Origin of the sequence: Nonomuraea spiralis (assembly GCF_014648435.1) — a bacterium.
In the GTDB taxonomy this organism is placed as follows: Bacteria; Actinomycetota; Actinomycetes; order Streptosporangiales; family Streptosporangiaceae; genus Nonomuraea; species Nonomuraea spiralis.
In genome coordinates, this window is the sequence record NZ_BMRC01000001.1 from 1 (window position 1) to 10,470 (window position 10,470).

The 10,470-nt window shown below is 73.5% G+C and carries 12 protein-coding genes and 1 pseudogene; 8 read left to right on the forward strand and 5 right to left on the reverse strand.

Translation table 11 applies throughout. The features are described from left to right. Positions 1–194: 194 nt before the first annotated feature. Positions 195–1,472 (reverse strand): aminotransferase class V-fold PLP-dependent enzyme, encoded by a 1,278-nt coding sequence (locus IEZ27_RS00010; RefSeq protein WP_189645291.1) that lies wholly within the window; start codon positions 1,470–1,472, stop codon positions 195–197. Positions 1,473–1,706: 234 nt separating this feature from the next. Between IEZ27_RS00010 and IEZ27_RS00015 the strand changes: the two genes are divergently transcribed. From IEZ27_RS00015 to IEZ27_RS00025, 3 genes are all read left to right on the forward strand, one after another. Continuing rightward, a complete protein-coding gene (locus IEZ27_RS00015; protein ID WP_189645292.1) occupies positions 1,707–2,165 on the forward strand; it encodes a hypothetical protein in 459 nt (152 codons plus the stop codon). Between the two features lie 94 nt (positions 2,166–2,259). Beyond that, positions 2,260–3,348: a PLP-dependent cysteine synthase family protein gene (locus IEZ27_RS00020; protein ID WP_189645293.1), complete on the forward strand. Its 1,089-nt coding sequence runs from the start codon at positions 2,260–2,262 to the stop codon at positions 3,346–3,348. Further along, positions 3,345–4,595 carry an MFS transporter gene (locus tag IEZ27_RS00025; RefSeq protein ID WP_189645294.1) on the forward strand — a complete coding sequence of 417 codons (1,251 nt, stop codon included), beginning with the start codon at positions 3,345–3,347 and terminating at the stop codon, positions 4,593–4,595. The genes IEZ27_RS00020 and IEZ27_RS00025 overlap by 4 nt, the downstream gene beginning before the upstream one ends. A gap of 43 nt (positions 4,596–4,638) precedes the next feature. Here IEZ27_RS00025 and IEZ27_RS00030 read toward each other — a convergent pair whose 3' ends face one another. The 4 genes from IEZ27_RS00030 to IEZ27_RS00045 all read right to left on the reverse strand — a co-directional run bounded on the left by IEZ27_RS00030 (position 4,639) and on the right by IEZ27_RS00045 (position 7,460). After that, positions 4,639–5,358, reverse strand: a complete 720-nt coding sequence (locus tag IEZ27_RS00030; protein ID WP_189645295.1) for a copper resistance CopC family protein — start codon at positions 5,356–5,358, stop codon at positions 4,639–4,641. Between the two features lie 140 nt (positions 5,359–5,498). Next, a complete protein-coding gene (locus IEZ27_RS00035; protein WP_189645296.1) occupies positions 5,499–6,143 on the reverse strand; it encodes a hypothetical protein in 645 nt (214 codons plus the stop codon). Positions 6,144–6,322: 179 nt separating this feature from the next. Continuing rightward, positions 6,323–6,778, reverse strand: coding sequence for a hypothetical protein (locus IEZ27_RS00040; protein WP_189645297.1), 456 nt, complete (start codon positions 6,776–6,778; stop codon positions 6,323–6,325). A 64-nt stretch (positions 6,779–6,842) separates the two neighbouring features. Next, entirely contained in the window at positions 6,843–7,460 is a 618-nt protein-coding gene (locus IEZ27_RS00045) for a DUF4142 domain-containing protein (protein WP_125648824.1), read from the reverse strand. A gap of 114 nt (positions 7,461–7,574) precedes the next feature. Here IEZ27_RS00045 and IEZ27_RS00050 point away from each other — a divergent pair, with 114 nt between their 5' ends. The 5 genes and pseudogenes from IEZ27_RS00050 to IEZ27_RS53525 all read left to right on the forward strand — a co-directional run. Next, positions 7,575–8,096 (forward strand): carboxymuconolactone decarboxylase family protein, encoded by a 522-nt coding sequence (locus tag IEZ27_RS00050; protein ID WP_189645298.1) that lies wholly within the window; start codon positions 7,575–7,577, stop codon positions 8,094–8,096. Between the two features lie 32 nt (positions 8,097–8,128). Further along, positions 8,129–8,596 carry a YdeI/OmpD-associated family protein gene (locus tag IEZ27_RS00055; protein ID WP_229822984.1) on the forward strand — a complete coding sequence of 156 codons (468 nt, stop codon included), beginning with the start codon at positions 8,129–8,131 and terminating at the stop codon, positions 8,594–8,596. Between the two features lie 94 nt (positions 8,597–8,690). After that, positions 8,691–9,179 carry a nuclear transport factor 2 family protein gene (locus tag IEZ27_RS00060; protein WP_229822986.1) on the forward strand — a complete coding sequence of 163 codons (489 nt, stop codon included), beginning with the start codon at positions 8,691–8,693 and terminating at the stop codon, positions 9,177–9,179. A 113-nt stretch (positions 9,180–9,292) separates the two neighbouring features. Beyond that, positions 9,293–9,949, forward strand: coding sequence for a CBS domain-containing protein (locus tag IEZ27_RS00065; RefSeq protein ID WP_125648829.1), 657 nt, complete (start codon positions 9,293–9,295; stop codon positions 9,947–9,949). A 114-nt stretch (positions 9,950–10,063) separates the two neighbouring features. Beyond that, positions 10,064–10,470 (forward strand): annotated as a pseudogene (locus IEZ27_RS53525) (hypothetical protein); the annotation flags it as partial.

The following is a 10,470-nucleotide window of genomic DNA, read 5'->3' on the forward strand; positions in this document are numbered from 1 at the left end:
GTCGGACAGCAGGCCGAAGACGTCGGCCGTGTCGGCCAGGTCCTCGGCGGCGGGCATGCGCTCGTGCACGGCGGCGACCCGGTCGGCGTCGACCACCTTGACGGCACAACCGTCGACGGCCAACATGTGGTCATCTGAAGAACTGTTCATATGTCTAACTTAGTAGGACATGTCGGTGTTCTGTCAAGCGGAGGTCAAGCGCGCAGGCGAGGGGTCAGCTGCTTCAGCGCCGCGGCGAGCCGGTCGACCTGCGCCGCCGACGTGAACAGAGCCGGCGTGACCCGGACGGCGTCGCCGCCGGTCATGCCCGTCCGGGCGACCGTGTACAGGCCGTAGGTGTCCAGCAGCGTCTTGGCGACGGCCTCGTTGTCGGCGGTGGAGGTACGGCCGGCGATGCGGAAGGCGGTGATCGCGCCGTACATGCCGGGTTCGTCGGGGGTGAGGATCTGCATCCCCGGCAGGTCGCGGACCTGGCCGACCCAGCGGTCGCGCAGGTGGCACAGCCGGGCCTGCTTGAGCGGCGCGCCGAGCCGCTGGTGGAAGTCGAGGGCGTCGGGGACCGTGAGGGGGGCCGCGACGTCCATGGTGCCGGAGTGCACGCGCGAACGGATGTCGCCGGCCGGGTAGCTCTCGTCGGCGAAGACGGGCTCGATGTCGGCCAGCCGTTCGCGGCGGATGTAGAGGAACCCCGTGCCGAGCGGCGCGCCCATCCACTTGTGCAGCGAGAACGCGGCGAAGTCGGCGCCGAGGCCGGGCAGGGTGAAGTCGAGGTGCCCCCAGGAGTGGGCGGCGTCGACGACGACGTCCACGCCGCGTTCGCGGGCCATGGCGACGATCTCCCGGACCGGCAGGACCAGTCCCGTGCGGTTGTTCATGTGCGACAGCAGGAGCAGCCTGACCTTGGGGTTGGCGCGCAGCGCCCGTTCGTAGGCGTCAAGAGCCGCCTGCCGGGTGGCGGGCTCGGGCACGACGAGCCGGGCGACAGCGGCTTCGCGCCGCCCGGCCAGCCAGTTCATCGTGTGCTGGGCGGCTGGGTAGTCGAGGTCGGCATACAGCACGGCGTCGCCCGGACGCAGCCGCCGGTAGCCGGAGATGAGGTTCTGCAGCGCCTCGGTGCCGCCCCGGGTGAGCGCGATCTCGTCCCGGGTGACGCCGAGCAGTCGGGCGACGCGGTCGCGCACCTCGTCGGCCTTCGCCTTGTACGTCGTCCGCAGCAGATGGGAGTTGCGGGCGTTGAGGTCGTCGACGTTGCGGTGGTAGGCGCGCCGGACCGGCTCGGGCATGATCCCGTAGTAGCCGTTCTCCAGGTTGACGAAGTCGGCGCTGACCCGGAACTGCCCGGCGACGCCCGCCCAGAAGCGTTCGTCCCGGGCGAGTCCGGGGACGTCGGCGGCGAGGGCGGGGGCGGCGGCCGCCGGGGTTGCGGCCAGCGCGCCGACCCCGGCGATGACCGCACGTCTGGACAGGGCCATGCGCACCCCTTCGGTCGGCGGAACGGTGAATGCCAGTGTCGCGGAAACAATCACCCGCCACGGGGACGGCTCGCCGTTGTGCCGTCATCCGGCGGGAATGCGGCTGTTTGAGAGATCGGGTGGGCATTAAGTAATTCGCGCAGCGGATCCGTGCACCGGGAATTTCTTTACGGCAACCTTGTCCTTTCCCGGGCGCGCCGCGTCGCGTGGCGGGCATGATTCGCGGTGATGCTCATGACCAGGTCAGCCGGTGCGTGCCGGCCGCCCCTCCCGGGGGCCGGCCGATGGCTGACGCACGCGGTCCTGGCCATGGCCCTGCTGATCACCGTGGTGTTCGCGCACGGCGGCGCGTGCGCGGCCGTCGAACTGTCCGAGCGGGCCTCGGGCGGCCCCGCGCCGGCGGCCGTCCAGGACGCCGCCTCCGGCCTTCACCGGCACGTCACGTGGTCGTCCGGCCGCATGCCGGTGCAGGACGCGGAGTGTCTGCACGGCGAGCTGCCGCTCGGCCATCTGCACGGCACCGAGCAGAACTGCTCGGCGGTCGCCGCCGCCTCCGCGCCCGTCGTGGCCGCCGTCTGCGCGCTCCCCGCCGTGCCCGCCGGTCCCGCGGCCCTGTCCGTACGGGCGGCGCCGCCGGCCGTTCCGGCAGGGGTCGCGCCGGGTCACGGATATCCCTGCGTGATGCGTATATAGGACGCGCGTTCCTCGTCGCCGTCCATTTCCGCTGCGCCAATTCGCGGTGCCTTCCGTGCCGCGTGCGCGCCGTTCATCTCGGGGATATCCACCAATGTCGTACGACACTTTGCCACGCCCTGACATTCTGCCCGCCATCGGGAATTCGGGTATTTGTGTCACCGTCGGAAACACACCACTGGCGTTCGTCGCCGCGCCGTTCGTCGCCCAAGGCGGCGGCTTCTGGGCCAAGCTGGAAGGCTTCAACCCGGGCGGCATCAAGGACCGGCCCGCCCTGCACATGATCCGCCAGGCCCGTGCCCGGGGCGACCTGGCCCCCGGCGCGACGATCGTCGAGTCGACCAGCGGCACCCTGGGGCTGGGCCTCGCCCTGGCCGGGATCACCTTCGGCCACCCGGTCGTGCTGGTCGCCGACCCCGGCATGGAACCGCTCATGCAGCGGCTGCTGGCCTCCTACGGGGTACGCCTGGAGATCGTGCCGGAGCCGCATCCCACCGGAGGCTGGCAGCAGGCCCGCCGCGACCGGGTCCGCGAACTGCTGGCCGAACTGCCCGGCTCCTACTGCCCCGACCAGTACAACAATCCCGACAACGTCGCCGCCTACGCCGGGCTGGCCCGCGAGCTGCTGTCCCAGCTCCCGCACATCGACACGCTGGTCTGCTCCGTCGGCACCGGCGGGCACAGCGCGGGCATCAGCCGCGAGCTCCGCCGCCACCTGCCCCGGCTGCGACTGGTCGGCGTCGACACCGTCGGCTCGACCATCTTCGGCCAGCCCGACCGCCGCCGCCTGATGCGCGGCCTCGGCTCCAGCATCCACCCCGGCAACGTCGCCTACGACGCCTTCGACGAGGTGCACTGGGTCAGCGCCGCCGAGGCGGTGTGGGCCTGCCGCACCCTGGCCGCCCAGCACTACGTCTCGGGCGGCTGGAGCACCGGGGCCGTCAGCCTGGTGGCCCGCTGGCTGGCCGGGTCCGCCGGAGCGGGCGCCGTCGTCGCCGTCTTCCCCGACGGGCCCTGGCGTTACTGGAACACCGTCTTCGACGACGGCTACTGCCGCGCCCACGGCCTGCTCGGCGTCACCCCGGCCGACGAACCCGACGAACTGGGCAGCCCCTCGGAACGGGAGGTACGCCGCTGGACCCGCTGCACCACGGTCACCGACCCGCTGGCGGGCGCACGATGAAGGACACGCTGCGGGAGTTCCGCTCCTTCGACCGGCCGATCCGGCTGCTCCAGATCAACCAGGCGGGCATCAACATCGGCTTCTACATGCTGATGCCCTACCTCGCCCAGCACCTGTCGGCCGGCGCGGGGCTGGCGGCCTGGACGATCGGGCTCATCCTCGGCCTGCGCAACGCCAGCCAGCAGGGCATGTTCCTGATCGGCGGCACGCTGGCCGACCGGTTCGGGCACAAGCCCATGATCATGGCGGGATGCGCCCTGCGCACCGCCGGGTTCGCGCTGTTCGGGCTCACCACGTCCCTGCCGCTGCTGGTGGTCGCCGCGGTGCTCACGGGGCTGGCGGGGGCGCTGTTCAACCCGGCCGCCCGCGCGTACCTGGCGGGCGCCGCCGGGTCGCGCAAGGTGGCGGCCTTTGCCGTGTTCAACGTGTTCTACCAGGGCGGGATTCTGCTCGGGCCGCTGCTCGGGGTGCTGCTGCTGGCGGGCGGGTTCACCGTGGTGTGCCTGGGGGCGGCGGGCATCTTCGCCGTCCTGACGGTGTTGCAGGGGCTCTACCTGCCGTCGCGGCCCAGGGAGCCGGACCAGGCGCGGCAGCCGGTGTTGCGGGCCTGGCGGCAGGCGTTCGGCGACCGGGCCTTCGTCTCGTTCGCGGCCTCGATGATCGCCTCGTACGCGCTGTCGTACCAGATGTACCTCGCCCTGCCGCTGCAGGTGCAGCGGGCCGGCGGCGGCGAGTGGGGGGTGACCGCGCTGTACGCGGTGTCGGGCCTGCTCGGCATCGCCGGGCAGGTACGCCTGACCGCCTGGTGCGCCGAACGGTGGAGCCGCGGCCAGGCGATCACCCGCGGGCTGGCCCTGATGGGGGCGTCCTTCGTGCCGATGGTCGTGGCGGCGCAGCTCCACCTGCCGCCGGCGGCGATGCTGGCGGCCGCGCTGGTCTGCGCGCTGCTGCTCGGCGCGGGCACGCTGGTCGCCTTCCCGTTCGAGATGGCCACCATCGCGGACATGGCGGGCGAGCGGCTGGTCGGCACCTACTACGGCCTGTACAACCTGGCCTCCGGCGCGGGCATCCTGGTCGGGAACCTGCTGTCGGGCGCCCTGCTGGACGTGACCGCCGGAGCGGGCTGGGCGGGCCTGCCGTGGTTGGCGCTGGCCGCCGCCGGGTCGCTCTCGGCCCTGGCGGTGGCCCGCCTGGACCGCCGCCAGGCCCTCCAGCCACGCCTACCGGCGCCCGTCCCGGCCGGCTAGCCTCCGGCGCCTTACGGCCTTACGGCCTTACGGCCTTACGGCCTTACGGCTTTGCGGGCGGCGAGCCGGCGTCGCCGGGGTTGCGCTTGCGGCGGCCGGCGATGACGGTCGCCGCTCCGCCCACCACCAGCGCCGCCGCGGCCACCCACAACCAGCCGGGCACGCCGCCCGAGCCGGTCTCCGCCTGCGCGACCGGCGTAGAGGAGGCCGCTTCCGGCTCGCCGGAACCGGCGGAGGCGGCGGGACCGGCCTCGGACGGCGTCGCGGCGTCGGCGGGGGTGGCGGCGCCGGACGGTTCGGCCGTGGCGGCGCCGGACGGCTCGGCGGTGGCCGTGGCGGTGTCGGACGGTTCGGCGGTGGGGGTGGCCGGGGCGGTGACGGTGAAGCGCAGCTCGCCGGAGATCGGGTGGCCGTCGGAGGAGACCACCCGCCAGGCCAGACGGTACCGGCCCGGCTCCAGCGGCTCGCCCGGCTCGGCCGTCACCTTGACGCCCTGGCTGCGCGGCTTGCCCAAGGGCAGGTTCTTGCCCGCGGGCCCGTCGAGCACGAGGGTCGGCATGGTCATCCGGGACGTGAACTCAAGCTCGATGCTCTCCACCTGCGCCACCTTGGCGCCGTCGGCGGGGGAGCTGTCCTTCAGCCGGTCATGCGCCAGCGCCGCGGGCGCGGTGGCCAACAGCAGCAGTACGGCACCGCCGACGGCGACACCGGCACGGCGGATCGCCCGGAACGGACGACGAACGGGACGGTTGGAACGGGTCACTGTGAACTCCGAAGATCCTGGATCCGGCTGAACCGCCGGATGGACGTACGCTCCGGCGCGTGACGGCGCGGAAGGCGCACCGCGACGGCGCCGGCTGGCACCTGCCGGAAGGCACGCGGGACCCGCCGCGTGACGGTACGTCAGCGGCAGTGCGGGCGGGCGTGCCGGACCGGGCCGGGCGGCCCGCGCCGGGAGAGCACCGGAGCCAGCAGCAGGACCCGGTGTCCCGCCACGGGCGGCCACAGCGGGCACGCGCGGGCGGGCCCGGCGACCGGCGGCGCCAGGACGCGCAGCCAGGCGGACAGGACGCCCCACAACCGGGCCAGCCGGACGGTGCTCAGGCGCAGCACCGCCGCCAGCGCCGCGTCACCGCGGGCCAGCCACCAGCTCGACGACAGCGCCACGGCCAGGTGGATCACCACCATGCCCGGGGCGGAACCGTGCCCATGGGCGACGGCCCCGGGCGACACGACTGTCGACACCGTGGTCGACACGGCGGTCGATGCGGCGGTCGACACGGCGGAGGTCGCGGGGGCGGAGGCGTCGAAGAGTTCGTGCAAGCCGTACTGGGCGGCCACGCACATGCTCAGCAGCAGCGGCCAGCCGCGCGGGCGTGAGCCGGCGGCGTAGGCGCCTGCGAAGGTCGCCGCCACGGCCACGGCCAGCGGGCCGGGCGCGATCGCGGTGCCGCCGACCAGCATGTGCAGGGCGGCGGAGACCAGGACGCACACAGCCGTGAACACCGCGGCGCGAAGCGCGCGGACCACGGGACGGGCGACCTGCACCCGGCCATCGTGCCAGAGCCCGGGAGCGTCGTCATCCGCGTGCGTGCGCAACCCGGTCCGCCGTCCGGGAGTCGTGCGGGGAGTCGGCCAGGTGAGAAGCCGGCCGTGCGGGGAGCCGGCGGTCCAGGGCGGCAGGGGGTAGAAGCCAGAGGCCATGCCAGGGGGCAGCCATGTGGGAGTCAGTGGTGCTGCGGGATTTCGAGCTCGCCGCCCAGCCGGGCGCGCAATCGTTCCAGCGGGCCGGCCGCGGCGACGACCACCCACCGCTCGCCGACCAGGTACGAGCCGCCGTACGCCTGGGCGGCGTCGAGCCAGGTCCGTTTGCCGCTGTCAGTGGCGAAGGTCACGATCGTGAGCCGGCCCTGCGGGCTGTCGCAGGCCGCCTGGCGCAGCTCGGCGGCGTCCACCTGCAACTTCCGGGGCGGGCAGCCGAGCAGGGCGGTGAGCTGTTCCATGCTGGCGGCCCGCGACGCGGGAGCGGCGGCGGGAGCCTGGGCGGCGGCGGGGGGAGCGGCGCCGTGGTGGTGCGCCGCCTGCTGGACGGGTACGGTCGCGGTCGCGCATCCCGCCAGCAGGGCGAGGCCCAGGGCCGCGACGGCCGGCCGTGGGATGCGGATGTTCCTGGTCGTGGGCATGAGGCTCCGAGCGATGAGCGATGCGGTGTGGCGGGTCCTGTCGGTTCTGTCGGGTCCACCGGCGTCAGGGGGTGGTCGGGGCGGGGGAGGGGGCCGGCGGTTCGGGAAGCTGGTTGTGGTTCACCAGGCCGGTCGACTCCAGGTACGTCATGTGGCGCATGACGAAGTTGATGCCCTCCTGGGCGAACTTCCGGATCTCGGCGTTGCGGGTCCCGGCCCGTACGAGGGCGAGGGTGCCGAAGACCTTGCCGTGGGCGGCGCGCAGCAGGTTCGCGTAGTCCTGGTCGAAGGCGGGGCCGCTCTCGGTCGCGAGCTGGGCCAGCCAGCGCTGCTGGTCGGGATTGGGCTCGTCGGGCAGCGCGACGCCGAGCTTCGCCGCGGTCTGGCGGGTCATCTGGTCCAGCTTCCCGTGCTCGTCCATGATCTGCTTGCCGACCTGCCTGACGCGCGGAGACTGGGCGCGGGTGGCGGCGTACTCGCCCGCGGGCATCTCCCACAGGCCCGCCTGCCGCACCTTGATCAGCAGATCGACGTCGGCGGCCGAGAGCGGGCCGGAGGACGTCTGGGTCGGTTGCGCGACCGCGGAGTCGATCGACTGGGGCAGGATCAGCAGGATCGTCGCCGCGGCCGCAGCGACGAAGCCGCCGAGCATGAACATCTCACCGCGCAAGAGCCTCTGCATGCTGCGAGGTACGCAGCCCGGCCGGGTCCGGTTCAACGGTCATGGCCCTTCTTGTGTCGCCGCGTCGCGGATATACCCCCCTTGGGTATAGTGTGGCCGCGACAAGGAGGACAAATGAGACGTCTTGCAGCGCTGGATCCGGCAGAGGCCCCGGAGAAGTCCCGCCCGATCCTGGAGGACATCGTCGCCAGGCACGGCGGCGTGGGCGACATGGTGTCCACGATGGCCCACTCGCCCGCCCTGCTCCAGGGATACCTGGACTTCTCCCGTGCGATGAAGCGGGTGAAGATCCCGCGCGCGCTCGGCGAGAAGATCTCCTTGGCCGTGCAGGAGTGGATCGGCTGCGGCACGTGCCTGGCCGCCCACACCGAGGCGGCACTGGCGGCGGGCCTGACCGAGACGGACGTGGCCTTGGCCCGCCAGGGCACCTCGGCCGACGCGCGGGAGGCCGCCCTGATCGGCGTGGCCGTCCGCGTGCTGGTCGAGCCGTCGGCCATCACCGACGAGGACGTGGCGGGCCTGCGTGCCCACGGCTGGAGCGACCGGGTGATCGCCGAGGTCGTCGGGCTGGTCTCGCTCAACCTGCTGACCGGCGCCTTCAACCTGCTCGTGGGCAACCAGCCGGACGAGTCGTAGGCCCGCGCGGGCGGCCGTGGCAGGATCGGGGTGTGCGGGAGCAGCGGTACACCACGGAGAGCCGGTCGGGCGGGCGCGGGCGGATGTTCGTGCCGGTGCCGTTCGATCCCGACGCGGTCTGGGCGCCCAAGCAGGTCCACCACGTGACCGGCACGGTCGAGGGCGTGGCCGTCCGCGCGGTGATCGTCGAGGACCAGGGGGAGCGCGGTCTCCTGCTCGGCCCGGCGTGGTCGCGGTGCGGGCCGACGCCGGGCGCGCGGGTGCGCGTGGTCCTCACGCCCGAGGGGCCGCAGCGGGCGGACCTCGCCGACGACCTCGCGGCGGCCCTCGACGCCGACCCGGCGGCGGGCGCCTTCTTCGACTCTCTCGCCCAGTTCTACCGCCGGGCCTACCTGCGCTGGATCGACGGCACCAAGGGCCGTCCCGAGCTGCGGGCGCGGCGCATCGCCGAGACGGTCGGCCTGCTGGCGGCGGGCGTGAAGGAGCGTCCCAAGACCTGAGCCCCGAGGGGCGGGCGCCCGGCTTGGGCGGTGCGCGGTCCGTACGCGCAGACCAGGGGGATTGGCCGCACGGCCGGTCACGTGGTCAGCGGTCGTGGTGTACTGGCTGATGGCGATCGGCGTGCGCCGGGAGGCGGTCCCCCGCACGCCCCGGCGACGGTTGGAGGACGACATGACGGTGCACGAACCGGCGGCAACCTCGCATCCCCGGCGGGCGCACGCCGACGCGGTCGACGCGGTCGACGCCTTCATCGCCGCGGCCAACGCCGACGACCCCGAACACCGTTCCGCGCTGCTCAGCCGGGCCCTCGCCGCCGACGTCGTGTTCTGGGGGCCGCTCGGGCGCGGCACCGGCCGCAACGCGGTGGCCGACTTCATCACCGAGGTCGTCCAGGGCTACCGGGCCGGCGGTTGCCGCCTGGTGCGGACGACGTCCGTCGACGCGCCGCACGAGTGGGCCCGGTTCGGCTGGCGCTTCGAGGCGCCCGACGGCGCGACCGTCCTGTCGGGCACCGACATGGTGCACCTGACCGCCGCCGGCGACATCGACGAGTTCGTGGTCTTCGCCGGGCCGCTCCACTGACCGCCGCTCCCGCCGCCGCCAGGACCTAAGCCTCTGCGCCTCCGGGACGTTCGCCGCTGCCGCCCGCGCCCCCGCGCGAGGGAACGTGGAGGCGGAAAGCGAGGTGGCCGATCATGTCGATCGAGGTCAAGGACGTCATGGGGCGCGTGGCGATCGCGGTGCTGGAGCACGCGTCGTTCGCCGACATCGTGGCGGCGATGAAACGGTACGCGGTGGGCGCGGTCACCGTGATCGACGCCGACCGGCGGCCGGTGGGCGTGGTGTCGGAGGATGACCTGCTGCTCAAGGAGACCGGCCACGCGCGGCACGCGGTCTCCGTCTTCGACTCGCGGGCGCGGCGGCAGGAGCACCGCAAAGCCGGTGCCGTCACCGCGGCCGAGCTGATGACGTCACCGGCGATCACGGTCACGCCGGGCACGCCGGTCCGCGAGGCGGCCCGGCTCATGCACGCCCGGCGCGTCAAGCAGCTCCCGGTGATCGACCCGGTCACCGGCCGCGTCGCCGGCACGCTGCACCAGCGCGACGTGCTGCGTGTCTTCACCCGCCCCGCCGGTGAGCTGGAGGCCGACGTCCGGGCCGTGCTCCCGCGGGACGGGACGTTCTCGGTGGCGATCGACGCCGGCGTCGTCACGATCGGCGGCAGGGTGGCCGCGAGGTCGCGGGCCGTCGAGCTGACGGAGGCGGTCCGGGCCGTGGAGGGCGTCGTGGACGTCGTCGCCGAGATCGAGCACGACCACGAGGACCTGTTCACCGTCCCCCCGTTGTTGTAGCGCGGGACCAAGGTCCTTCCGGCGCGGGCCGTACGCCACTGCACCCGGACGGCCGCGACCGGTGGGATGAAGGCAAGACAGAGAGCACGACCCCAGCGGAAAGGAAGGCCCGCCATGGCCACCACCGTTCACACCCCCGTGATGGGCGTCGCCGCCGTCGCCAAGGCGGCGCACGCCCCGGTCGACTACGTCTGGGCCGCCGCCCGGATCGCGATCGGCTGGATCTTCCTGTGGGCGTTCCTGGACAAGACGTTCGGCTGGGGCTTCGCCACCCCCGCCGCCAAGGCCTGGATCAACGGCGGCAGCCCGACGACCGGGTTCCTCAAGGGCACCGGCGAGAACGCGCTCGGCGGCCTGTTCGGCGCCCTGGCCGGCCAGGCATGGGTGGACTGGCTGTTCATGACCGGCCTGGCCGGCATCGGCCTGGCGCTGGTCCTGGGCGTCGGCACCCGGATCGCCGCGGTCACCGGCACCCTGATGCTGGCCCTGATGTGGGCCGCCGAACTGCCCCTGGCCACCAA

Bases quoted from the DNA above. Each gene is read 5' to 3' on its own strand.
- IEZ27_RS00010 (WP_189645291.1), bottom strand. From the start codon at position 1,472: ATGGCCCTGTCCAGACGTGCGGTCATCGCCGGGGTCGGCGCGCTGGCC.
- IEZ27_RS00015 (WP_189645292.1), top strand. From the start codon at position 1,707: ATGACCAGGTCAGCCGGTGCGTGCCGGCCGCCCCTCCCGGGGGCCGGC.
- IEZ27_RS00020 (WP_189645293.1), top strand. From the start codon at position 2,260: ATGTCGTACGACACTTTGCCACGCCCTGACATTCTGCCCGCCATCGGG.
- IEZ27_RS00025 (WP_189645294.1), top strand. From the start codon at position 3,345: ATGAAGGACACGCTGCGGGAGTTCCGCTCCTTCGACCGGCCGATCCGG.
- IEZ27_RS00040 (WP_189645297.1), bottom strand. From the start codon at position 6,778: ATGCCCACGACCAGGAACATCCGCATCCCACGGCCGGCCGTCGCGGCC.
- IEZ27_RS00045 (WP_125648824.1), bottom strand. From the start codon at position 7,460: ATGCAGAGGCTCTTGCGCGGTGAGATGTTCATGCTCGGCGGCTTCGTC.
- IEZ27_RS00050 (WP_189645298.1), top strand. From the start codon at position 7,575: ATGAGACGTCTTGCAGCGCTGGATCCGGCAGAGGCCCCGGAGAAGTCC.
- IEZ27_RS00065 (WP_125648829.1), top strand. From the start codon at position 9,293: ATGTCGATCGAGGTCAAGGACGTCATGGGGCGCGTGGCGATCGCGGTG.